A 23944-nucleotide genomic window follows, 5' to 3' on the forward strand; every position below is an offset into this window, starting at 1 on the left:
TCGGGACTCGGGACTCGGGACTCGGGACTCGGGACTCGGGTTTCAGTGTTCCGGCCAAGCACACTCGCGTCAACACCGCAGATCCCGGCCCCCCAATCCCGAAAAACCAAACCCCGACTCCCTACTCCCCATGCTGCGCCAGCGCCCAGGCCACATGCTCGCGCACCAGCGCCGAGTCATAGTTGCTTCTGGCTTGCAGCGCGGCCATGACCTCGGGCGTGCCCGGTGCATTGCCTAAGCCCACCGCCAGATTGCGCAACCAGCGCTCGTAACCGATGCGATAGATCGGGCTGCCGGCCATGCGCTGATTGAATTCGTCTTCGCTCCAGCCAAACAATTCGACCAGGGACACATCGTCCAGACCATGACGCACGGCAAAATCCGCCTCATGGCTCGCCACGGCAAAGCGGTTCCACGGACATACCAGCTGGCAATCGTCGCAGCCATAAACCCGGTTGCCGATCAGGGGGCGCAGCGCCTCGGGACTGGCACCAGAGAGTTCGATGGTGAGGTAAGAGATGCAACGCCGCGCATCCAGCTGATAAGGCGCGATAATGGCCTGCGTCGGACACGCTGTGATGCAGCGCGTGCAACTGCCGCAGTGCGCCGGCTCTTCATGGTCTTCGGGCAGCGGCAGATCGGTAACGATCTCGCCCAGAAAAAACAGCGAGCCCTGCTCGCGATTGAGCAACAAGGTATGTTTGCCGCGCCAGCCGAGCCCCCCCTGTGCCGCCAGCGCCACCTCGGCAATCGGGGCACTGTCGGTAAACACCCGACCGCCCAGCGCGCCTGCCGCCGCACTGACCCGCTCGCTTAACGCTTGCAGGCGTTTACGCAAGACCTTGTGATAGTCGCGCCCCAGCGCATAACGCGACAGATACGCTGCCCCGGGTTCGGCCAGTACCGCCTCGGCCGCCCGGGCCTCGCCCGGCCAGTAATTCATGCGCACCGAGATCACGCTCAGGGCACCGGGCACCAACTCGGCCGGACGCACCCGCATCAGACCATGGCGCGCCATATAATCCATTTCACCGTGGTGCCCGGCATCCAGCCAGGCCTGCAGGCGCTCTGCCGCCTCGGGCGGCAGCTCTGCACGGGTGATGCGCACGCCGTCAAAGCCCAGTTCTTGCGCCCATGCTTTGATTTGTGCCGCCAATTCGGGATAATCCACGTTTTGCATTTTACTCTCGGTCATGGTTATGGATGATACCAGCACCCGCAGCGGCTACCTGCCGGATGAAGCGGCTACATTAGGCTTGGGCGCAAGCCTGGCACAGGCCATCATCCCGGGCATGGTGATTTTTCTGGAAGGCGACCTAGGCGCAGGCAAAACCACGCTGACCCGCGGCCTGCTACAGGGGCTAGGCCATCAGGGGCGGGTCAAGAGTCCGACCTATACGCTGGTTGAGACCTACCCGCTGGCGAGTCTGACCGCGCACCATTTCGACCTGTACCGCTTCAATGATCCGGAAGAATGGGAAGATGCCGGCTTTCGCGAACTATTCGACCACGATACCCTGTGTCTGGTCGAATGGCCGGAAAAGGCGCAAGGCCTGTTGCCACAGCCTGATCTCACTCTAGCGCTAGCGGTGGCCGATGATGGCCGCACCTACCGCATCCACGCCCATGCCGCACAAGGGATTCAATGTCTGAGCCGACTTTCGATCTAAGCCGCCGCCATCTAGTCGGCGCCGCAGCGGCAACCTGGCTGCTGTCCGTCAGCCGCATCGGTTTTGCCGCCGTACCGCAAATCGTCGCGCTGCGCATCTGGCCGTCGACCACCTATACCCGCATCACGCTAGAGTCCAGCGAAACACTGCGCTACAAGCAGTTCAGCCTGAGCAATCCGGCGCGCCTGGTGGTGGACCTGGAAGGGGTGACGCTCAACGCGCTCTTGACCGGCATCAATAGCCAGATCACCGATGCCGACCCTTATATCAAAAGTGCCCGCGCCGGGCAGTTCACCCCGGATACGGTACGTCTGGTACTGGAGCTCAAGACCGATGTCGCCCCGCAAGTGTTTACCCTGAGCCCGGTCGCCGGCTTTCGCGACCGGCTGGTGGTCGATTTGTATCCGGCCAAGGCACAGGAAGACCCGCTACTGGCGCTCTTGCAGGACTACAACAAGGGCAAGCTGGACGAGCAGCCGCAACTGAAGCCACAACCGGGCAAGGCCGGCATCGACCGGCCAGTGACCATCGTGCTGGACCCCGGTCACGGCGGCGAAGACCCGGGCGCGGTCGGGCCTTCCGGTGTTCGGGAAAAGGATGTGGTGCTGAAGATTGCACGCGAGCTGCAGAAAATGATCAACAGCCAGCGCAATATGCGCGCGCATCTGACGCGCGACGAAGACGTTTTCATTCCGCTGGGCGTGCGCGTGGCCAAGGCACGCAAGCTGGGGGCAGATCTCTTTATCTCCATCCATGCCGACGCCTTTACCACGCCGACGGCGCGCGGCTCTTCGGTATTTGCCCTGTCGGAAAAAGGCGCCACCTCGACTGCGGCCCGCTTTCTGGCCAAAACCCAGAACGATGCCGACTTGATAGGCGGGGTAAAGATAGGCGGCAAGGACAAGTATCTGGCGCATACCCTGCTCGACCTGACCCAGACCGCCACCATCAATGACAGTCTGAAGCTGGGCAAGGCGGTGCTGGGGCGCATGGGCAGCCTCAATACCCTGCACAAATCGCAGGTCGAACAGGCCGGCTTTGCCGTACTCAAGGCACCGGACATTCCGTCGATTCTGGTGGAAACGGCGTTTATCAGTAATCCGGAAGAAGAAAGAAAGCTGGTCGACCCGGCCTTTCAGCGCCAGATGGCCGAGGCGCTACTGGCCGGTGTGAAAGGCTACTTCTCGCAAAGCACCTTGTTTGCCAGAACGTAAAATAGGGAGTGGGAAATAGGGAACGGGGGGTAACTGCGTCTACTCCCTACTCCCCAATCTCGTCCGGCGGGCTAGTCGGGACGCGATAGCTTTCATCCGCCCACTGCCCCAGATCGATCAGCTTGCAGCGCTCGCTGCAAAACGGGCGGTAGCGGCTTTCAGGCGTCCACGGCACGGGCGCGCCGCAAGTCGGGCAGGAAACGGTTTTGATAGGGGTATTGCTCTGGCTGGTCATGGTTAAAACTTGCAATAGGTCATGGAAAAGTCGATATCCTGCTCGCTCTGGCGCGCACGCGCTTCACCGGTGCCGGTCTGGACAAAGCGCAAATTGATCGCGTACTTATTGGCCGACAACTCCGGCAGCACATCCAGCCCCTCGGGGTAGTCGACACGGATCAGCTGCACCACGCGGCCGCCCGACATCTGCTGAAAAGCCCCGCGCCGCGCCTGATACGCATGCGTCTTGCCGCTGTCGCGCAGCAGACGCAACAAAATATCGGCAGCCTCGGAAGTCGGCATCATGGGTTCGGCCCAACGCTGGATATCAGAGCGGCGCTCTTCGGCGCTCTTGCTCTGCCACAAGGCATAAGACGGCAAATCAAACGAGCAGGTCCCGCCCGGAATCACCGCACGCTGCTTGATCGACATCAGCCATTCATTCTCGCGCAAATGCTGGCCAAACTTGCTGGTCAACTGCAGCAATCGCCCGGCAACCTGATCAATCCGGTCCAGCTCGGCATCCAGCGCGACCGCGTCGATCGCCGGGTTGCTATGCAAACCTTCCAACACCTGCCTCTGCCGCTCCAGCTCCTGCAGCAAATCGGACTTAAGTTCGGCGCGCGACGCCACTTCCAGGATCTCGAACAGAACCAGAAGTGCAGAATGGTGTTCAAACGGGTGTTCCCGCGTAATGAAAAAATTCAGCCGCAGATAGAGCTGCTCCAGGCGGAGCAAGGCACGCGTACGTTCGGTAACAGGGAACTCAAAACTAATCACTACGCGAATCCGTATGGTCTGTGGATGAGGGCGGACAGGCCGCACCGGTAAAACTGGCTAGATAATAACGATGTTTAAGCGCAACTTGAAGATCAAGCGCGGTTAAATCGCCACTATTATCGATTACATCGTCACTTCTGGCCTTGCGTTCGCTGCGCGACAGTTGTGCCGCCATAATGGCATGCACCTGTTCTTCTGTCAGTCGGCTTCTTTGCATCACCCGCGACACCTGCATTTCTTCCGGGCAATCGATGGCCAGGGTGCGCGACAGCAGGCCAAGATAAGTGCCGGTTTCAAATAACAAAGGCACCACCAGCATCGCATACGGGCTGTGCCCGAGTGACAGCTGGCGCAGACTCTCGGCATGAATCAGCGGATGCAGAATGCCCTCCAGTTGCGCGCGCCGGGCTGGATCGGCAAACACCAGCGCCCGCATCGCCGCCCTGTCCATACTGCCATCGGCCGCGATCACACCAGGACCAAACCCGGCTGCAATCGCCGGCATGGCCGCACCGCCAGAAGCACTCAGCGCATGCGCGACCTCGTCGGTGTCGACCACATCGACCCCCAACGCGGCAAAGCGCTGCGCCACCGCACTCTTGCCCGAGCCTATGCCACCGGTCAGCCCGATAATCGCCCGCTTACAAGCTGCCAAGATACCACCCCACGATAGCAGGCCCCCATATCAGCGCGATCAAGCCAGCCGCCGCCAGATAAGGGCCGAACGGCAAGGGCTGGCCGCGCCCCAGACGCGCGGCGGCCATCATGGCGATGCCCCACAAGGCACCGACCAGACTGGACAGCAGAATAATCAGCGGCAACATCTGCCAGCCCAGCCATGCACCCAGCGCCGCCAGCAGCTTGAAGTCGCCATAGCCCATGCCTTCCTTGCCGGTGACCAGCTTGAATGCCCAGTACACCGACCACAAGGACAGATAACCCGCCATCGCCCCCACCACCACGTCGGACAGTGGCAAGATACCGGTCAGCAAATGGAACAACAGGCCGGCCCACATCAGCGGCAGGGTGATATCGTCCGGCAGCAATTGGGTATCAGCATCGATAAAGGTCAGCGCAATCAGCGCGCCAGCCAGCAGCAAGCTCCCCGCCAGCATGACCGATGGCCCGAAGCGCCAGGCCAGCACGGCAAACAGCACACCCGTGACCAGTTCGACCAGAGGGTAACGCAGCGGAATCGGCGCCTGACAATCGGCGCAGCGCCCGCGCAAAGACAGCCAGCCCAGGAGCGGAATATTGTGCCAGGGGCGAATGGCCGCACCGCACTGCGGGCAGCGCGAGCGCGGCACCATCAGGTTGAAGGGCGCGCTCGGGGCGATCTCTTCGCCACGCAGTTCGGCACATTCGGCAGCCCAGCGCCGCTCCATCATCACCGGCAGCCGTGCAATCACCACATTGAGAAAACTGCCGACAAACAGGCCAAACAGCGCGACCAGCAGAATAAAAGCCACAGGCGGCAAAGCCAGCATCAGATCGAATAGCGCCATCAGCCCACCACCTGCCCCATCTTGAAGATAGGCATATACATGGCAATCACCAGGCCACCAATCAGCACACCCAGCACCACCATGATCACCGGCTCCATCAGGCTGGACAGCGCAGCCACCGCGTTATCCACTTCTTCTTCGTAAAAGTCGGCCACCTTCTCCAGCATGGAGTCGAGCGAGCCCGACTCCTCGCCGATGGCGGTCATCTGCATCACCATATTGGGGAACAGATCACTTTTTTGCATGGCGTAAGTCAGGCTGGAACCGGTACTGACCTCGGTGCGGATCTGCCCGGTGGCATCGGCATACACCTGGTTGCCCGATGCCCCGCCCACCGAATCCAGCGCTTCGACCAGCGGTACACCGGCGGTAAACAGCGTGGCCAGCGTGCGCGTCCAGCGCGCAATGGTCGCCTTTCTCACGATGTCACCGATCACCGGCAGCTTCAGCACAATGCGGTCGGCAATCTTGTGTGCCTTGGGTGAGCGCTTGAAGGCAAACATGCTGCCGAAAATCGCCCCGAACAGGCCACCGAAAATCAGCCACCACCATTCGACAAAGAAGTCGGACAGCCAGATCACGAACATGGTCGGCGCCGGCAAGTCTGCACCGAAGCTGGAGAACAGGTCTTTAAACGCCGGAATCACGTAGATCATTATCACGGCAGTAATGATAAAAGCCGTGCCGATAATCGCCGTCGGGTAGATCATGGCCGACTTGATCTTGGCCTTGATCGCCAGTGTTTTTTCCTTATAGGTCGCCAGCTTGTCCAGCAGCGAATCCAGCACACCGCCGGTTTCACCCGCCGCGATCATATTGCAGAACAAGGCATCGAACTGCAGCGGATGCTTGCGAAAAGACTCGGACAGCGAGCTGCCGTTTTCCACTTCGGCGCGGATATCCAGCAGCAGCTTGGTCATGCGCGGATTGCTGTGGCCGCGTGCGGTAATATCGAATGCCTGCAACAGCGGCACACCGGCACGCATCATGGTCGATAGCTGGCGGGTAAACAGCGCCACATCCTTTTCGGTGATGCTGCTGCCCAGCTTTTGCCGTTTACGCTTGATCTTGAGCACATTGATGCCCTGACGGCGCAGCATCATGCGGGCCACGGCTTCGGTTTCGGCGCGAATCTCGTTGCGCACCACCTTGCCGCCCTTGTCCTTCCCCTCCCATTCCCAGGCATATTGGGCGGGATTTTTCACGCTTGCAGCTTTAGCCATAGTGCGATCCGTTATTGTTTTTCATGTACTGCCACGCTACCGCCGGCGGCGTGTATCAATCGTTGGTCAAGGCCAGCACTTCCGTGAGCGAAGTCACGCCCTGCTTCACCTTGAGCAAGCCGGCATGGCGCAGGTCTATCATGCCCTCCTCGCGTGCCAGATCGGCGATATCGCTGGCATTGGCGTCACGCAGGATCAAGCGGATCATCGCATCGGTCATCGGCATCAGCTCGTACAAGCCGGTCCGCCCCTTGTAACCGCTGCCGCGGCAAGTATCACAGCCGACCGGGCCATAGGGCTGCCAACTGCCATCAAGATCGGCCTCGATAAACCCCGCCTGCAGCAGCGCCTCGCGTGGCAATTCCACCGGCGCCTTGCACTCCTTGCACAAGCGCCGCGCCAAGCGTTGCGCCATGATCAGCAACACCGAACTGGCCACGTTAAACGGCGCCACGCCCATATTGAGCAAACGGGTCAGCGTGGCCGGTGCGTTATTGGTATGCAGCGTGGAGAACACCATATGGCCTGTCTGCGCCGCCTTGATCGAAATATCCGCCGTTTCGAAGTCGCGAATCTCGCCCACCATGATGATGTCCGGATCTTGGCGCAAGAAGGCGCGCAAGGCGGCAGCAAAGGTCAGCCCGGCTTTTTCATTGACGTTGACCTGGTTGATCCCCGGCAGGTTGATTTCCACCGGGTCTTCCGCAGTGGAAATATTGGTATCGGTCTTGTTCAGAATATTGAGGCAGGAATACAGCGACACCGTCTTGCCCGAGCCGGTCGGGCCGGTCACCAGCACCATACCGTACGGTCGCTCGATGGCATCCAGCAGCAGCTTTTTCTGCGCGGGCTCGAAACCCAGTTGCTCTACATCCAGCGACGCGGCCGACGCGTCCAGAATACGCATCACGATCTTTTCGCCATACAGGGTCGGCAAGGTGCTGACCCGGAAATCGATCGCCTTATGCTTGGACACCACCAGCTTGAGGCGGCCATCCTGTGGCACGCGCTTTTCCGAAATATCCAGCCGCGAAATGACCTTGATGCGCGAAGCCAGCTTGTCCTTGATCGCCAGAGGCGGACGGGCAATTTCCTTCAGCTCGCCATCCACCCGATAGCGGATGCGGTAGTATTTTTCATACGGCTCGAAATGGATGTCCGACGCTCCGCCATTCACCGCATCTATCAGCACCTTGTGCAGAAACTTCACCACTGGCGCGTCTTCCACATCCGGCAGCTTGTCGCCCATGGGCGCATCCGGGTCAACCAGCTCCATCTCGCCCAGATCTTCGCCGACCAATGCGTTCAGCGCCTGCCCCGCTTCGCTTTCGCTATAACGGCCAATCAGACGCCCCAGTTTGTCATCCTCGACCACCACCACATCGACCGTCAGCCCGGTCTTGAAGGTAATGGCGTGCAGGGTCTGGGTCATGGTCGGGTCGGATGCGCCAACAAACAGCTTGCTGCCGCGCTTGAACAGCGGCACCAACCGGCGCTGCAGCACCAGATCCTCATCTAGTACACCACGCGGCATATCGTCCGGATCCATGGCCGACAGGTCAAACAGGGGGAAACCGAAAGCCTGCGCGGCAAAACTGGCCAGCTCCAGTGGCGTCATGCGCTTGCTTACCAGCAACTGCTCGACAAAACTGCAGTTGGCGGTTTTCGCCTGCCGGTCTATTGCATCGGCGTCATGCTGCGACAATTTGCCCCGCTGTACCAGCGCCCGCCCCAAGCCGGAAAAACCCGCCGCATTATCCATAAGCCTGCTGTCCCCTGTTTTTTTAACCCCGTACCCGGCATCCCGCCGCGCAAGGAAAGATCATGCCTTGCTAAGGCGTACGCGCCGTATCGCGCGCTCGCCAATCTGTAATATTTCAAATATGCAGCCATAACGCTTGCAACACGTACCGACGTCGGGAATATCCCCGTAATGCTCGATCAGCAAACCGTTCAGCGTCTTGGGGCCGGACAGCGGCAAGGCCAGCGCAAACTGGCGGTTCAAGTCGCGCAGCGCCATGCTGGCATCCACCAGCAGCGAGCCATCGCTGGCGCGCGTGACCAGCGTTGCCTGCTCCGGCGACTGGGTGGTGAACTCGCCGACCACCACCTCAAGGATGTCCTCCATCGTCACCAGCCCCATCAGCTCGCCATACTCGTCAACCACCACCCCGATGCGACGGCGGTTTTCCTGAAAGTTTTGCAACTGGGTAAACAGCGGGGTGCTGGCCGGTACGAAATAAGGCTCGCGGGCCACTTCACGCAAGCCGTCCAGCGTCAGACCTTCGCGCATCAGATGTAGCACTTTACGCACATGCAAAATGCCAATCAAATTTTCCAGCCCATTTTCGCATACCAGAATACGCGAATGATGGCAGGTCTGCAGCTTGACCAGCGTTTCATCCAGCGGCTCGGCCAGATCCACCGCCTCGATGTGGCGTCTTGGCACCATCACATCCTCGGCGGTAAAGCCTTCCAGTTCGAACAGGTTGACCAGCATGGAGCGGTGCTTGCTCTGGGTAAAGCGCGTCGACTCCAGCGCCAGCAGGCGCAACTCGTCAGCCGAAATCTGTCCGCTATCATGGCTGACATTCACCCGCAGCAACTTCAACACGCCCTGCACAAACAGGTTGACGAACCACACCAGCGGATACAACAGCTTGAGCAGCAAAACCAGCGGCCCGCTCACCGCGGCCGCGACCTTGAGCGCATGCGCCGCCGCCAGAATCTTGGGCGTGGCTTCGGAAAACACCAGAATGGCGAATGTCACCGCCAGTGTGGCCAGACCCAGCGCCAGCTCATTCTGGCCGACCAAACGAAACACAATCACCGTAGACAGCGAAGCGGCGGCCGAATTGACGAAGTTGTTGCCCAGTAGAATCACGCCCAGCAATTTATCGGTCTGCGCCAGCAGGCCCAAAGCACGGCGTGCACCCTTATTGCCAGCAGCGGCCTGCGATTTCAAACGGAAGCGGTTGGCCGCCATCATGCCGGTTTCGGACATGGAAAAAAACGCGGAAATCGCCAGCAGGATCACCAGCGTCAAAAACAGGATGGATAAGGGGATGTCGTTCAAGGGGAATGGGCACTAAATAAGGAACAGGCTCAAATTATATGGGATGGATGGCAGCGGGTACAGCGACCAGCCCCAAGCATGCTCTCAAGCGTAAAAAAACCCGGCAGCGCGGCTGCCGGGTTGATTTCAAGCTTCGAAGAAAAGCTTAGAACTTGTGAACTACGTTGAAGCTGTAAGTCTTTTCATCGCCATTCACGCCGGCATCGCTACCGTCAAACTTGATCTGACCATATTGCAGGCCGGCGATAGTGCGCTTGGAGAACTTGTAATCCACACCCACGATCCACTGGTCGTAACCGGTGTCGGATGCTTTATCGCCATCTACCTTGGCATCCCAGCCCTTGGCGTAGGAGAACTTAGGCACGAAACGGTCAACGGTGTAGGCAACAGTCAAGCCCGCTTCGTTGGTTTTAACATCCTTATCGGCAATCGCAGCCGAGAAGGCAGCATCGGCAAACTCACCGGCCCACGAAGCATCACCACCTTGTGACTTGGTGTACTGATAGGACAGGGCTGCATACAGATTGTTGGCATCAACGCCGCCTTCAATACGGAACTGCTTGCTGTCGGTACCAACTTTGGCATCTTGTTGCAGGTAGTCAACACCGACGAACATATTGCTGAATGCGTAGGTGCCGCCAATGTTCCACTTGTTGGCCGAGCCCTCAGCCTCGTCAAAACCGTAAACGGCAGCGAAAGTCAGACCGCCCAGGTTCGGGCTGTCATAACGCACAGCATTGTTAAAGCGGCCATCGTTACGATAGTAGGTGCTGAAGCCGGCAGCCTTGCTGCCGTACTCGTAGGTGTCCAGGCTTTCCAGATCCAGGTTGCCATAGGTACTCAGCTTACCAATTTTGATCGAACCGAAATCACCGGCGAAGCCGACGAAGGAGTCACGACTAGCCCAAACATTAGAGCCTTTGCCATTGGAGAAACTACCATCAGCATTTTGTCCATCGATGCTCAGCTTGGACTCAACCTGCCAGATGGCCTTCAGGCCATTACCCAGATCTTCGCTACCCTTGAAACCGATACGCGAACCGATATCGTCAACATTGGTTACAGAACCGGCGTCGCCGGCTTTAACGCTTTCAACGCCAGCCTTGATCGCGCCGTAGATAGTCACGTCAGCCATGGCGGCAGCAGGCAGCATGGCAACAGCCAGTGCAATGATTTTCTTGTTCATGAGTCTTTCCTTTTTCGAGGTCGGTTAACTTGCCTGATCCCGCGAGCGGGTCGGGCATATTGTTTGCCACTGCTGTCTCGCACTGGTCATGCGCATATACTAAGTGCCGCGTTGCTAAAAAACAAAAACAGGCCACCGATGCGGCCAAAATAGAGACAATTAAACCGAAGAAAAACAAGCAAAACCAAGCCAATCAAGGCTTTATTCAATGTATCTATTTTGCAACACAGATAAAAAGCTATATAAGAAAAACACCAAAACTTCATGAAAGCCCCGCCATGAACCCGTCACCCGTACTGTGCTGGCTGCGCCGTGACCTGCGCCTGAGCGACCATGCGACCTTGTCCCGCGCGCAACAATGCGGCCCGGTACTGGCTGTTTTCGTTTTTGATCCGGCCTTGCTGACAGGCCTGCCGGCGAACGACAAGCGCGTGGCGTTTATCTGCGCCGCACTCGATGAAATCCGCACCCGCTTGCGGGCGCTGGGTAGCGAACTGGTGGTGAGCTATGGCGACCCGCAGCAACAACTGCCACACATCGCCGCAAATTGCGGTGCCCGCCAGCTGTTTTTTGCCCGCGACTACGAGCCGATGGCACTGGCACGTGATGCGGAGATCGTGCAAACACTGGAGGCACAAGGCGTGGTGGTTGAAGCGGTCAAGGATCAGGTGGTTTTTGAACAGGACGAACTGCTGAACAAGGCTGGCCAGCCCTACACCGTATTCACCCCCTACGCGCGCGCCTGGCGTGCGCGGTTGACGCCGGCAAGCTATGCCGCGTGGCCCGTAAAATTGGAAAGCCGCGATTTTGCCGCACGCGACAGCCTGCCTGCGCAGTGGCGAGGCGATGAAAAGCCTATTGGCGTACAGGGGTTTGCAAGCGCCAACCTTGCCGCGCTGAATATCCGGACCGGCGAGCGCGGCGCCCTGGCTTTGCTACAGGACTTTGCTATGCGCATCGCCCGCTATGGCGAGCTACGCGATTATCCTGCACGCAAAGGCGTGTCTTATCTGTCGGCCCATTTGCGCTTCGGGACGGTTTCGATCCGGGAACTCGTGCGTCTGGCACTGGATGATGACAGCGCAGGCGCGATGGTCTGGCTGAACGAGCTGATCTGGCGCGAGTTTTACCAGCAATGGCTATGGCACTTCCCAGAGGCTGGACAGACCAGCTTCAAGCCGGCCTACCGCAATTTGGCATGGCCAGGCGAAGACAGACATTTTGATGCCTGGTGCGCAGGGCAAACCGGCTACCCGCTGATTGATGCAGCCATGCGCCAGTTGAAGCTGAGCGGTTATATGCACAACCGGCTACGCATGGTGGCGGCGAGCTTTCTGGTCAAGGATCTGCTGATAGACTGGCAACGCGGCGAGCGCTACTTTGCCAGCCAATTGCTGGACTACGATATGGCAGCCAATTGCGGCGGCTGGCAGTGGGCTGCATCGACCGGCTGCGATGCGCAGCCGTGGTTCCGCATCTTCAATCCGGTAACGCAATCACAGAAATTCGATGCCGACGGCCACTTTATCCGCCGCTACGTTCCCGAACTGGCGATGCTCGACGCGCAAGCCATCCACGCACCGTGGCTGGCCAAGACGCTGCCGGACGGATTTGTACTGGGGCGCGACTACCCGACTCCCATCGTCGAACATGCCAGCCAGCGCGAAAAAGCGCTGGCCTTGTTCGGACGCTGAGCACACGAGGCGCAACTCAGCGCCCGAGCAGCAACTCCAGCACAATCTTGCTGCCGATATAGCCCACCAGCAGCAAGCCAAAGCCGGATAGCGTCCAGCGCACTGCCAGACGGCCACGCCAGCCGTGGCGGACACGCCCCAGCAGCAAGCCGCCAAACACCAGCCAGGCGGCGCAGGCGAAGACAATCTTGTGGTTGAGGGTGAACGGGGTTGCGAACATCTGCTCGGAGAACAGGATGCCGGTCAGCAATGACACCGTCAGCAGCGCGAAGCCGACCGCAATCACCTGGAACATCATCGCCTCCAGCGACAGCAAAGGCGGCAGCTGGCGGGTAAAGGCCGTGGCGCGACGCGCGTGCAAGGCCCTGTCCAGCACCAGCATCAGCATGGCCAACAGCGCGGCAATGGCAAACAGGCTGTAAGCCAGCATGGACACCAATAAATGCAGCGCAAACAAGGGATTCGCCAGTTCATAGCTTAAATGATGGCCCGGCAGCAGCAACTCGACGCCCAGCGCGACCACCGCCAGCGGCAACATCAATAGCTGCAGCCCTTCGACCCGATAGAAGAAGCTGCTGGTCCAGTAGATTAGCAGCATCAGCCACACCACGGTCGACAGCGCGCGCCCCAGCCCCAAGTCCAGATGCGCGCCTGACAAAAGCGGCAGCAGCACCAGCACGGCATGAGCCAGCAGCACCAGACCCAGCACGCCGTGCTCGATGCGCGGGGCACGCGGCAAGACCGCACGGCCTTTCCAGTGCCCTATGTGGTGCCAGGACAGGGCGAAATAAGCCAGTAAAAGACATAAAGACAAAGCAAACAGGAAACCACTCATCGTCATCAGGCCGTCAATGCCGGGCATGTACCCGGCCTCTTGTGTAAAATAGGCAGTTTGAAAGTCTACACCAAAGCTGCATTGCCGTTGGCAGACATGAAGGATGGCCCATGCTTGACAACCTGACGACACGCCTGACGGGCGTGATCAAGACGCTGCGCGGAAACGCGCGCCTCTCCGAATCCAACATCCAGGACGCGATGCGCGAAGTGCGCATGGCGCTGCTGGAAGCCGACGTGGCACTGCCCGTGGTCAAGTCCTTTATCGCCCAGGTCAAAGAGCGCGCGCTCGGCCAGGACGTAATGGGCAGCCTGACTCCGGGTCAGGCGCTCGTCGGCGTGGTCAACGACGAGTTGACCCGCCTGATGGGCGAGAAAAACGACGCCCTGAATCTGGCGGCCCAGCCGCCGGCAGTGGTACTGATGGCCGGCCTGCAAGGCGCGGGTAAAACCACCACCGTCGGCAAGCTGGCCAAGCTGCTGAAGGAAACGCAGAAGAAAAAGGTGCTGGTGGTCTCGGCCGACGTTTACCGTCCGGCCGCCATCGAGCAACTGAAACTGCTGGCCGAACAGGCCGGCGTCGAGTGGTTCCCGTCCGAGGGTTCGCAAAAACCGGTCGATATTGCACTGGCCGCCATCGACTACGCCAAGCGTCATTTCTTCGACGTGTTGATGGTCGATACCGCCGGCCGTCTGGCCATCGATGAAGCGATGATGGCCGAGATCAAGGCGCTGCACGCCGCGGTCAAGCCGGTGGAAACGCTGTTTGTGGTGGATGCGATGCAGGGCCAGGATGCGGTCAATACCGCACAGGCTTTTGGCGAAGCGCTGCCGCTGACCGGTGTGATCCTGACCAAGATGGATGGCGACTCGCGCGGCGGCGCAGCCTTGTCGGTGCGCCACGTTACCGGCAAGCCGATCAAGTTTATCGGTGTCGGCGAAAAACTGACCGGGCTTGAGCCGTTCCACCCTGACCGTATCGCCAACCGCATCCTGGGCATGGGCGATGTACTGAGCCTGATCGAGGATGTGCAAAAAGGCATCGATCAGGACGAAGCGGCCAAGATCGCCAAGAAGCTCAAGTCGGGCAAGGGCTTCGATCTGGAAGACTTCCTCGGCCAGATGCAACAGATGAAAAAGATGGGCGGCGTCACCAGCATGCTGGAAAAGATGCCGGGCCAGATGGGCCAGATGGCCAAGGGCATCAAGGGTGATGAAGCCGAGAAATCGATGCGCCGCATCGAGGGCATTATCTACTCGATGACGCCGCTGGAACGGCGCAAGCCCGAGCTATTGAAAGCCAGCCGCAAGCGCCGCATCGCCACCGGTGCCGGCGTCTCGGTACAGGAAGTCAACAAGCTGCTCAAGCAGTTCGAGGAGATGCAGAAGATGATGAAGCAGTTCTCCAAGGGCGGCCTGTCCAAGATGATGCGCGGCATGAAAGGCATGTTGCCCGGCATGTAAAAGCGCAAAACTAAGGGTCCTCAGAGGCCCGCCGCGAACAACAAGGGAAGCCCATGCCGCCGTAGGCCGTATTTCCGCAGCAACGGCGCGCTGCGCTGCCCGCACCGCGACACCCCAAGCATTTTGCCGCCGGCTTACGCCGCTGGCACTGATTGACCATGAAACGCCGGCACCGCAGCCGGCACCAGCCTGGAAATACGCGTTATGACTTTGAATGCACTCACCGCCCTGTCCCCGCTTGATGGCCGCTACGCAGGTCAAGTCGAGGCTTTGCGCAACCTGTTCTCCGAATACGGCCTGATGAAGTTCCGCATCAAGGTGGAGCTGGAATGGCTGAAGATGCTGGCCGCAGAGCCGGGCATCAGCGAAGTGAAGCCGTTCTCCGCCGCCACCTTGCACGAGATCGATGATGTCATCGCCCACTTCAGCGTGGCGCACGCCGAAGAAGTCAAAGCCATCGAGTCGCGCACCAACCACGATGTCAAAGCCATCGAGTACTGGCTGAAAGAACGTCTGTCCGGCAACCCGGAAGTGATGGCGGCCAGCGAATTCATCCACTTTGCCTGCACCAGCGAAGACATCAACAACCTCAGCCATGCGCTGATGCTGAAAACCGCACGCAATACCGTGATTCTGCCGGCGCTGAACGAAGTCATCGCCCGCCTGAGCGCACTGGCACACGAACTGGCCGCAGTCCCGATGATGAGCCGCACCCATGGCCAGCCAGCCACACCGTCCACTCTGGGCAAGGAGCTGGCCAATGTGGTGTACCGCCTCAAGCGCCAGCATGAACAACTGGTCAAGCAGGAAATTCTCGGCAAGATCAACGGTGCAGTCGGCAACTACAACGCCCATCTGGCCGCCTACCCCGATGTGGACTGGGAAAGCCTGTGCGGCCGCTTTGTATCGGGCCTGGGCATTACCTTCAACCCGTACACCATCCAGATCGAGCCGCACGACTATATGGCCGAGCTGTACCAGAACCTGTCGCGCGTGAACACCATCCTGATCGACTTGAACCGCGACGTCTGGGGCTATATCTCGCTGGGCTACTTCAAGCAGAAGGTCAAGGCCGGCGAAGTGGGCAGCTCGACCATGCCGCACAAGGTCAACCCGATCGATTTTGAAAACTCGGAAGGCAATCTCGGCCTCGCCAACGCCGTCATGGGCCATCTGGCCGACAAGCTGCCGCTCAGCCGCTGGCAGCGCGACCTGACCGACTCCACCGTGCTGCGCAATATGGGCGTCGGCATGGGCTACTCCCTCTTGGGCTTCAAGTCCTGCCTCAAGGGCCTGAACAAGCTGGAAGTCAATCCGGCCATGCTCGCCGCCGATCTGGACGCAACCTGGGAGCTGCTGGCTGAGCCCATCCAGACCGTAATGCGCCGTTATGCCATCGAGAACCCATACGAGCAGCTGAAAGACCTGACCCGCGGCAAGGGCGGCGTGACCAAGGCAACACTGGCTGCCTTTATCAACACGCTGGCCATTCCCGAGCACGAAAAGACCCGTCTGCTGGAAATGTCGCCGGCCAGCTATGTTGGCAAAGCCGAAGAACTGGCACGCCGTATCTGATACGGACCGCAACGCAAAACGCCACCTTGCTGATCAGGTGGCGTTTTTTTGGATAAGAAGCGGTATCGCTATGGCTGATACGCAAAAACCCGATGCCTGGGCATCGGGTTTTTGTTTGGTTGCGGGGGCAGGATTCGAACCTACGACCTTCGGGTTATGAGCCCGACGAGCTACCAGACTGCTCCACCCCGCGACTGAGAAATGCATAATACTCATCGGGCTGCCGGTTGTCAATTTAAATTAACAATTACCCACCGGCAGCCCGACCCTTGCTTACACCGTCCAAGCCACCCAACCCCAGTACCAGGAAGCCAGAATGATCAGGCCAAAGGCGATGCGGTACCAGGCAAATACATTGAACGTATGACCGGAAACAAAGCGGATCAGCCAACGCACCACGATAAAGGCGCTGATAAACGACGACACCATGCCGACCGCAAACACCGGAATATCGGCGGCGGTAAACAGATCACGATGCTTGAACACATCGTAAATGGTGGCGGCAAACATCGTAGGCACGGCAAGAAAGAAGGAAAACTCGGTTGCCACCTTGCGATCCAGCCCGAACAGCATGCCGCCAATAATGGTGGCACCGGAGCGGGACGTGCCCGGCACCATGGCGAAAACCTGCGCCACACCGACCTTGAGCGCATCTTTCCAGTCCATTGCATCCACATCATGCACCCGCGGCGGGATATCAATCTGACGACGCTCGGCCCACAGGATGATAAAGCCACCGACCACCAGTGCCAGCGCGACGCAAACCGGGTTGAACAGATAATACTTGATCGCCCCGACGGCCAGAAAACCGATCACCGCCGATGGCAAAAAGGCGACGATCAGATTGGAAACAAACTTGATGGATGCCGGCTCGCGCGCCAGCATGCCACAGGCGACATGGCTAAATCGGGCACGATATTCCCACACCACAGCCAGAATGGCACCTAACTGGATCACGACCTCGAATACCTTGCCGGTATTGTTGTTAAAGCCGATCAGATCGCCGACCACAATCAGGTGGCCGGTACTGGATACCGGCAAGAACTCCGTCAGACCTTCAACGATACCAAGCAATAAAGCCTTGGCCAGGATAAGCCATTCCACAATCACTTCACTTTCATCGAGTACGGAGCATAAAAACACATGTCCGGCCAGCGGCCGGACATGTGAGCACAGAAACAACGGCGCTTACTTCTTCTCGGCGCGCACCTTGGCAACCAGTTCGTCCACCACCTGCACGATGCGCTGCGGCTCGGCCGGAGCGACGGCATACTTGCCGGCTACGACCACCAGCGGCGTGCCTTCGACCTGATAGTCACGCGTCAGCTTGGCGGCGCGATTGACCGCGGCTTGCATACCGAAAGACTTGAAGGTATCCATGAAGCGCTTGGCATCCACACCCGGCTGTTTGGCAATCCAGCCGGCCAGTACAGCCTCGTCCCCCAGATTGATGCGCTGCTTCATCACGGCCTCGAAGGCCGGACGGTGCAGCTTCTCCTCGGTGCCGGTCGCCTTCATCGTGGCCTGCAGCTTGACGAAACCTTCCATATTCTTGCCCCACATCACCTGCTCGCGGCTCACCGCGACATCGGCAGGCTGGGATTTTTTCCAGCTGGCCATGGCGGGCTCAAGGTTGTAGCAATGGATGCAGCTATAGGAGAAAAACTCCACCACCCCGATTTTACCCGGTGCCGTAGGCTGCGCCTTGGGCAGCACGTTGTAATCCTTGCCCGCCACAATCGCAGCCTGGGTGAAACCGCTCAATACCATCGCACCGAGTACCAGCCATTTTTTCATTACGTTTTCCTTATCAGTCACGCGTTCTAGTTCAGGGTTTCAATAAATTGGTGTCCACACCACCAGCTTTAAGCTGGGAGCGCACACGCTCGGCATCTGCCTGACTGGCAAAAGGGCCGATACGCACACGGTGTAAAATGCCTTTTTCAGTGTCTGCGGTATGAATACTGGCTTCGACCCCCATCAGCGCCAGCTTGGCCTTCATATTGTCCGCCTCGCCCTCGTTGGCAAAAGCACCAGCCTGCAGGTTGTAACGCTTGGGCAGCGCCACCGTGCCTTGCGCTTCATCCTGCTTGCCCGGCAAGGCATCGATCTTGCCCGGCAAAATCTTGTAAAAATCGAAACGCTCGCCATCCTGGCTGACAGCCGCCTTGGGTGTCTCCGGCAATGAAGCCGGTGGCGACGACGGAGCAGGCACAGACAAAGGCGGAAGATTATCTGATGGCGCACTCGCCGGTGGCGTCGCCTCCTGCAAACCTGCGCCGGGAGCGAGCACCGTCACATCAGGCGCAGCTTCGCTAGCCGCCTGCTGGCGCTCCATCTGTTTTTCCATATTGCTAAACGGCGTGGGTGCACGATTGAGATACATCATGGTACCTACCACTGCCCCTACGCCGACAATCAGACCAATCAGAAGTCCGGTCAGCAAGCTCCCGCCTTTTTTAGGACCGGGCGCAGCACTGCGCGAGGCGCGGGCACTGCTTTTATAATCGCGATTGCTCATTAAAATCCAAAACTTGATAAAAAATCATAGACGAAATCAAATCGCCCCATTGCCCAGCGCACGACGCATCTGCAAAGCCAGCAATACATGAGTGCGCCCGATACCGACAGCGTCATCACGATCGGCCAGCGTACGCGCCACGCGCAAAATACGGTGGTAAGCACGCGCCGATAACGCCATACGGCTACTCGCCGTAGTCAGCACGGCAAGCGCCGCCGCGTCCGGCAGGCAAAAACTATCCACTTCCGCGGCGCTCAGCGCGGCATTCACCTTGCCCTGACGCGCCATTTGCCGCTGCCGGGCCGACAGCACACGTGCGCTCACCTGCCCGCTCCCCTCTTCCCGGACACCGCTTTGCAACTCGGCAAGCGCTAAAGGCGGCACTTCCAGCAGCAAATCGATACGATCAAGCAGCGGACCGGAGATTTTACCCCGATAGCGGGCAATTTGCTCGGGTGTGCAACGACAAGCACGCTGTGGATGGCCAAGATAGCCACAGGGGCAGGGATTCATTGCCGCAATGAGCTGAAAAGCGGCAGGGAACGTGACCTGACGTGCCGCACGCGAGATACGTATCTCGCCCGACTCCAGCGGTTCGCGCAAGGCTTCCAGTACGCGCCGGTCAAATTCGGGCAACTCATCCAGAAACAGCACGCCACGATGGGCCAGGCTGATTTCGCCCGGGCGCGGGTCTGAGCCGCCCCCCACCATCGCCACCGAAGAGGCCGAGTGGTGCGGAGCACGAAACGGAAGCAGGCCCCAGCTTGCCGCCACAAACCCCTGACTGGACAAAGATTGCAATGCCGCGACTTCCAGCGCTTCGCTCTCCGTCAAAGCAGGCAATAAACCAGGCAGGCGCTGCGCCAGCATAGATTTGCCCGTGCCCGGCGGGCCGACCATCAGCAGGCTATGCCCGCCGGCCGCCGCCACCTCCAGCGCAAGGCGTGCCCCTGCCTGCCCCTTCACATCGGCCAGATCGGGATAGCCGGTCAAAACCTGACAAGGTGTAACGGAAACAGGCTGCAATTGCGCCTGCCCCGCCAGATGGGCACACACTTCACCCAGCGAAGTCGCGCCCAACACCAGCACGCCGTCAACACGGGCCGCTTCGGCCGCATTTTGTTGCGGCAGGATAAAACTGCGCCCGGCCGCACGCGCCCCCAGCGCCATAGGCAGGGCACCACGCACCGGGCGCAAGGCGCCGGTCAGTGCCAGCTCGCCGGCAAACTCGTAAGCGGCCAGGGATGATAAAGGAATCTGGCCGGAAGCCCCCAGCAGCGCCAGCGCAATCGGCAAATCAAAACGGCCGGACTCCTTGGGCAGGTCGGCCGGTGCCAGATTGACAGTAATGCGCCGCGCCGGAAAATCAAAGCCCGCCATCAGCAAAGCCGCGCGCACCCGCTCGCGGCTCTCTTTGACCTCGGTGTCAGGCAGGCCGACCAGCGTAAACGACGGCAAGCCGTTGGACAGATGCGCCTCGACCACCACCTCGGGCGCATCCACCCCGTTCAGCGCCCGGCTGATGGCGACCGCAAACGACATCAGCTCAGGACAGGCCGAGGTTAGCCTGCTCCTCGTCCGAACCTGCTGCCGGGCCATTGGCGGACTCAAGCGCCGACAGGCGGGCCTCCAGCCCGACCAGTTGCTCGCGGGTACGCGCCAACACCTCCTGCTGCACATCAAATTCTTCGCGCGTCACCAGATCCATTTTGCTGAACGTCGCCGCCATCATGGCCTTGATGTTCTTCTCGATATCCTTGGCCGGGCTTGCGGCGATGGTCTCGTTAATTTTGGCGCTGATTTCATCGAACAGTTTTTGGCTCAACATCGCAACACTCCTTGATTTCGTCATGACTCAGCTCCCGAGTGTAGCAAAACCGGCCCTGTCGCGGACAACTGGCAAGAATGCTACATAACTTCAGCACCGCTCTCGCACCAAACAGGTGCAAGCAACCGTTCGAAACCCCACATTGCACCGACCTGATGCCATGCCATCGCCTGCAAACTAGATAAAGCCTTGCCCCGCAAGCTGGCACGCTTTCTGCATAGAGAACCGAGAATGCATGTCGTACCCGCCAAACACCTTACTGAACTGCAGGAGACGAAAATGAAACTGATTACCGCGATTATCAAGCCCTTCAAGCTGGATGAAGTCCGCGAAGCCCTGTCGACGATCGGCGTACAGGGCATCACCGTCACCGAGGTCAAGGGGTTTGGCCGGCAAAAGGGGCATACCGAACTCTATCGTGGCGCCGAATATGTGGTCGACTTTCTACCCAAGGTCAAGCTGGAGATTGCCATCGAAGACGACATCCTGGATCAGGTCGTCGAGGCCATCGAAAACACGGCCCGTACCGGCAAGATTGGCGACGGCAAGATTTTTGTCATGAATCTGGAACAGGTCGTGCGCATCCGTACCGGAGAAACCGGCTCCGACGCGGTCTGAAGCCTTCATTTGCTTAAGGGGAGAACAAAACATGAAAAAACATTTCACATTGGCAGCCCTGCTTGCTGCCAGCGCAGTACCGGCCTTCGCCGGTGCCGCACCAGAGCTGGTTGAAGCCAGCAAGATCAGCGCCGGCGACACCGCGTGGATGCTGACCTCGACCGCGCTGGTACTGTTCATGACCATTCCGGGCCTGGCGCTGTTTTACGCTGGTATGGTGCGCAAGAAGAACGTGCTGTCCACCCTGATGCAGAGCTTTGCCATCACTGCGCTAATGACCGTCATCTGGGTCGTGATCGGCTATAGCCTGGCTTTCACCCCGGGCAACAGCCTGATCGGCGGTTTTGACCGCATCATGCTCGACGGCATTACCTTCCTCAAGGACGAAGGCAAGCTAACGGTACACCCGCTGGCCGGCACGATTCCGGAAGCGCTGTTCATGATGTTCCAGATGACCTTCGCCATCATTACGCCGGCACTGATCACCGGCGCCTTCGCCGAACGCATGAAATTCTCGGCCATGCTGGTCTTTATGACTCTGTGGTCCCTGCTGGTCTACGTGCCGGTTGCACACTGGGTATGGGCACCGGGCGGCTGGATGTTTGACCATGGCGTACTCGACTTTGCCGGCGGCACCGTGGTGCATATCAATGCTGGTATTGCCGGCCTGGTCTGCTGCCTGGTACTAGGCAAGCGCGTAGGCTACGGCAAGGAACCGATGGCACCGCACAATCTGGTGCTGACCCTGATCGGTGCCTCCATGCTGTGGGTGGGCTGGTTCGGCTTTAACGCAGGCTCCGCTGTCGCTGCTGACGGACGCGCTGCCATGGCGATGATGACGACCCAGATCGCCACCGGCATCGCGGCACTGGCCTGGATGTTTGCCGAATGGGCGCTCAAGGGCAAGCCGTCGGTACTGGGCATCGCCTCCGGCGCGGTGGCAGGTCTGGTCGCCATCACCCCGGCAGCCGGCTTTGTCGACGCCAAGGGCGCACTGATTATCGGCTTTGTCGCCGGCCTCGTCTGCTACTGGGGCGCCACCGGTCTCAAACACATGCTGAAATACGACGACTCACTTGACGCCTTCGGCGTACACGGCATCGGTGGCATCGTCGGCGCCCTGCTGACTGGTGTACTGGCAGTCAAGGAAATCGGTGGTGTAGAAGGCAGCCTCGCCACTCAGGCATTAGGTGCCGGCGTCACCATCGTCTACTGCGCGATCGTGTCTTTCATCCTGCTCAAAGGCATAGATCTGGTGATGGGCTTGCGTGTGACGGAAGAAGAGGAACGCGAAGGTCTGGACGTACGCCTGCATGGTGAACGAGTGGAATAAGACAGATTTGCTTGGAGTAAGGGACTTGGGGCGCTTCGGCGCCCATTTTTTTTGGCCATGAGCTTCGCGCTCACCATGTAAAAGCCCCATGGCCGCCTTGATAGGCGAGCATGGGGCTTTTTGCAGACAAGGCTTACTTGACGATACGCAGGTTTGGCCGGCCAGTCGGGCGTGGCGGTTCGTCATCCGGCCCCTCTGCTGCTGCATCCGGCAAGCCGGTCTGCGCTTCATCAGGCACGGCATGGAGACCGCCAGCGGGTTCGACTTCAAACCCCATCCCCTCCCCGCTCTCACGGGCAAAGATCGATATCACATTACCAACCGGAATCCACAACTCGCGCGCCACGCCGCCGAAACGGGCGGTAAACGAAATCCAGTCGTTGTCTATCCTCAGCCCCTTACAGGCCGATGCACTGATATTGAGCACGATTTCGTTGTTCTTGACGAACTCGAGCGGCACGCTGGTCTTCTCATCCACCCATACGACAATATGCGGCGTATAGCTGTTGTCATTGCACCATTCGTAAATGGCACGAACCATATAGGGTTTGGTGCTCGTACTCATCAGGCTTTCCTTACTTGCGCATCGCTTTTTCGGATGGGGTCAGCGAGTCGATAAAGGACTGGCGCTGGAAAATACGCTCGGCGTACTTGAGGATCGGCGAAGCATTGCGGCCCAGATCGATATTGTAATGTTCCAGACGCCACAGTAGCGGCGCAATGGCCACGTCAATCATGGAGAACTCTTCACCCAGCACGAATTTTTGCTTGCTGAAGATAGGCGCAATCATGCTCAGGCCTTCGCGTATCGCTTCACGCGCCTTGGCCGCTTCTTTCGGTGTCGCGCCGGCTTCGAGCGTTTTCACATGGCGGAACAGTTCCTGCTCGAAGCTGAACAGGAACAGACGGGCACGGGCGCGCATGACCGGATCAGCCGGCATCAGTTGCGGATGCGGGAAACGCTCGTCGATGTATTCGTTAATAATATTGGATTCATGCAGAATCAGATCACGCTCGACCAGTACTGGTACTTCGTTATACGGGTTCATCACCGCCAGATCTTCCGGCTTGTTGTGCAGGTCCACGTCGATGATTTCGAAATCCATGCCCTTTTCGAACAGAACGATGCGGCAGCGCTGGCTGAATGGGCAGGTGGTGCCGGAATACAGAGTCATCATGGCGCGTGATCCTTGTCTTGGTCTAACTG

General features: G+C 59.2%; 24 protein-coding genes and 1 tRNA gene. 7 read left to right on the top strand and 18 right to left on the bottom strand.

All coding sequences use genetic code 11. The features are described from left to right. Window positions 1-121: 121 nt before the first annotated feature. A complete protein-coding gene (queG, locus tag EGI20_RS06250; RefSeq protein ID WP_498630573.1) occupies window positions 122-1180 on the bottom strand; it encodes a tRNA epoxyqueuosine(34) reductase QueG in 1059 nt (352 codons plus the stop codon). A gap of 19 nt (window positions 1181-1199) precedes the next feature. On the opposite strand from queG, the gene tsaE reads away from it, so the two are divergent. Next, on the top strand, window positions 1200-1670 hold the full coding sequence (gene tsaE, locus EGI20_RS06255; RefSeq protein WP_498630575.1) for a tRNA (adenosine(37)-N6)-threonylcarbamoyltransferase complex ATPase subunit type 1 TsaE: 471 nt from the start codon (window positions 1200-1202) through the stop codon (window positions 1668-1670). Further along, window positions 1646-2884, top strand: a complete 1239-nt coding sequence (locus EGI20_RS06260) for an N-acetylmuramoyl-L-alanine amidase (RefSeq protein ID WP_498630577.1) — start codon at window positions 1646-1648, stop codon at window positions 2882-2884. Before tsaE ends, EGI20_RS06260 begins: the two co-directional genes overlap by 25 nt. Window positions 2885-2930: 46 nt before the next feature. On the opposite strand, the gene yacG is transcribed toward EGI20_RS06260, so the two are convergent. The 8 genes from yacG to EGI20_RS06300 all read right to left on the bottom strand — a co-directional run bounded on the left by yacG (window position 2931) and on the right by EGI20_RS06300 (window position 10870). Beyond that, window positions 2931-3119: a DNA gyrase inhibitor YacG gene (gene yacG, locus EGI20_RS06265; RefSeq protein ID WP_498630579.1), complete on the bottom strand. Its 189-nt coding sequence runs from the start codon at window positions 3117-3119 to the stop codon at window positions 2931-2933. A gap of 2 nt (window positions 3120-3121) precedes the next feature. Further along, window positions 3122-3880: a cell division protein ZapD gene (gene zapD, locus EGI20_RS06270; protein WP_498630581.1), complete on the bottom strand. Its 759-nt coding sequence runs from the start codon at window positions 3878-3880 to the stop codon at window positions 3122-3124. Next, window positions 3873-4535: a dephospho-CoA kinase gene (gene coaE / locus EGI20_RS06275; protein WP_498630583.1), complete on the bottom strand. Its 663-nt coding sequence runs from the start codon at window positions 4533-4535 to the stop codon at window positions 3873-3875. The genes zapD and coaE overlap by 8 nt, the downstream gene beginning before the upstream one ends. Beyond that, window positions 4522-5385, bottom strand: a complete 864-nt coding sequence (locus EGI20_RS06280; protein ID WP_498630585.1) for a prepilin peptidase — start codon at window positions 5383-5385, stop codon at window positions 4522-4524. Before EGI20_RS06280 ends, coaE begins: the two co-directional genes overlap by 14 nt. Next, window positions 5385-6608 carry a type II secretion system F family protein gene (locus EGI20_RS06285; RefSeq protein ID WP_160797302.1) on the bottom strand — a complete coding sequence of 408 codons (1224 nt, stop codon included), beginning with the start codon at window positions 6606-6608 and terminating at the stop codon, window positions 5385-5387. The genes EGI20_RS06280 and EGI20_RS06285 overlap by 1 nt, the downstream gene beginning before the upstream one ends. A 55-nt stretch (window positions 6609-6663) precedes the next feature. Next, on the bottom strand, window positions 6664-8370 hold the full coding sequence (gene pilB / locus EGI20_RS06290) for a type IV-A pilus assembly ATPase PilB (RefSeq protein ID WP_498630587.1): 1707 nt from the start codon (window positions 8368-8370) through the stop codon (window positions 6664-6666). Between the two features lie 60 nt (window positions 8371-8430). After that, entirely contained in the window at window positions 8431-9684 is a 1254-nt protein-coding gene (locus EGI20_RS06295; RefSeq protein WP_498630589.1) for an HlyC/CorC family transporter, read from the bottom strand. A 145-nt stretch (window positions 9685-9829) separates the two neighbouring features. Then, window positions 9830-10870, bottom strand: coding sequence for a porin (locus tag EGI20_RS06300; protein ID WP_498630591.1), 1041 nt, complete (start codon window positions 10868-10870; stop codon window positions 9830-9832). 278 nt (window positions 10871-11148) lie between these two features. Between EGI20_RS06300 and EGI20_RS06305 the strand changes: the two genes are divergently transcribed. Next, entirely contained in the window at window positions 11149-12564 is a 1416-nt protein-coding gene (locus tag EGI20_RS06305) for a cryptochrome/photolyase family protein (RefSeq protein ID WP_498630593.1), read from the top strand. Between the two features lie 16 nt (window positions 12565-12580). Here the strand turns inward: EGI20_RS06305 and EGI20_RS06310 are convergent, their stop codons facing one another. After that, window positions 12581-13426, bottom strand: coding sequence for a cytochrome C assembly family protein (locus tag EGI20_RS06310; RefSeq protein WP_498630595.1), 846 nt, complete (start codon window positions 13424-13426; stop codon window positions 12581-12583). Window positions 13427-13509: 83 nt separating this feature from the next. On the opposite strand from EGI20_RS06310, the gene ffh reads away from it, so the two are divergent. Continuing rightward, on the top strand, window positions 13510-14862 hold the full coding sequence (ffh, locus tag EGI20_RS06315) for a signal recognition particle protein (RefSeq protein WP_249615817.1): 1353 nt from the start codon (window positions 13510-13512) through the stop codon (window positions 14860-14862). Window positions 14863-15066: 204 nt separating this feature from the next. Further along, entirely contained in the window at window positions 15067-16437 is a 1371-nt protein-coding gene (gene purB, locus EGI20_RS06320; protein WP_498630597.1) for an adenylosuccinate lyase, read from the top strand. Between the two features lie 116 nt (window positions 16438-16553). On the opposite strand, the gene EGI20_RS06325 is transcribed toward purB, so the two are convergent. The 6 genes from EGI20_RS06325 to EGI20_RS06350 form a co-directional block, all read right to left on the bottom strand. Continuing rightward, window positions 16554-16630, bottom strand: a tRNA-Met gene (locus tag EGI20_RS06325). An 80-nt stretch (window positions 16631-16710) separates the two neighbouring features. After that, window positions 16711-17541 carry an undecaprenyl-diphosphate phosphatase gene (locus EGI20_RS06330; protein ID WP_124735200.1) on the bottom strand — a complete coding sequence of 277 codons (831 nt, stop codon included), beginning with the start codon at window positions 17539-17541 and terminating at the stop codon, window positions 16711-16713. An 84-nt stretch (window positions 17542-17625) separates the two neighbouring features. Next, window positions 17626-18234: a thiol:disulfide interchange protein DsbA/DsbL gene (locus EGI20_RS06335; RefSeq protein ID WP_160797333.1), complete on the bottom strand. Its 609-nt coding sequence runs from the start codon at window positions 18232-18234 to the stop codon at window positions 17626-17628. Between the two features lie 31 nt (window positions 18235-18265). After that, window positions 18266-18958: an SPOR domain-containing protein gene (locus EGI20_RS06340; RefSeq protein ID WP_498630600.1), complete on the bottom strand. Its 693-nt coding sequence runs from the start codon at window positions 18956-18958 to the stop codon at window positions 18266-18268. Window positions 18959-18994: 36 nt separating this feature from the next. Continuing rightward, window positions 18995-20500, bottom strand: coding sequence for a YifB family Mg chelatase-like AAA ATPase (locus EGI20_RS06345; protein WP_498630601.1), 1506 nt, complete (start codon window positions 20498-20500; stop codon window positions 18995-18997). Window positions 20501-20504: 4 nt separating this feature from the next. Further along, the gene (locus tag EGI20_RS06350; RefSeq protein ID WP_124735204.1) at window positions 20505-20786 is read right to left on the bottom strand and encodes an accessory factor UbiK family protein; all 282 of its coding nucleotides are present in this window, start codon (window positions 20784-20786) and stop codon (window positions 20505-20507) included. A 279-nt stretch (window positions 20787-21065) separates the two neighbouring features. Between EGI20_RS06350 and glnK the strand changes: the two genes are divergently transcribed. Both glnK and EGI20_RS06360 read left to right on the top strand, forming a co-directional pair. Next, entirely contained in the window at window positions 21066-21404 is a 339-nt protein-coding gene (glnK, locus tag EGI20_RS06355) for a P-II family nitrogen regulator (RefSeq protein WP_124735205.1), read from the top strand. Window positions 21405-21435: 31 nt separating this feature from the next. Then, complete coding sequence (locus tag EGI20_RS06360; protein WP_498630604.1) at window positions 21436-22737, top strand: ammonium transporter; 1302 nt, start codon at window positions 21436-21438, stop codon at window positions 22735-22737. A gap of 133 nt (window positions 22738-22870) precedes the next feature. On the opposite strand, the gene EGI20_RS06365 is transcribed toward EGI20_RS06360, so the two are convergent. Next, window positions 22871-23302, bottom strand: a complete 432-nt coding sequence (locus EGI20_RS06365) for a ClpXP protease specificity-enhancing factor (RefSeq protein ID WP_160797339.1) — start codon at window positions 23300-23302, stop codon at window positions 22871-22873. A gap of 10 nt (window positions 23303-23312) precedes the next feature. Then, on the bottom strand, window positions 23313-23915 hold the full coding sequence (locus tag EGI20_RS06370; RefSeq protein WP_124735208.1) for a glutathione S-transferase N-terminal domain-containing protein: 603 nt from the start codon (window positions 23913-23915) through the stop codon (window positions 23313-23315). Window positions 23916-23944: the final 29 nt, after the last annotated feature.

Source organism: Aquitalea sp. S1-19 (assembly GCF_024343515.1).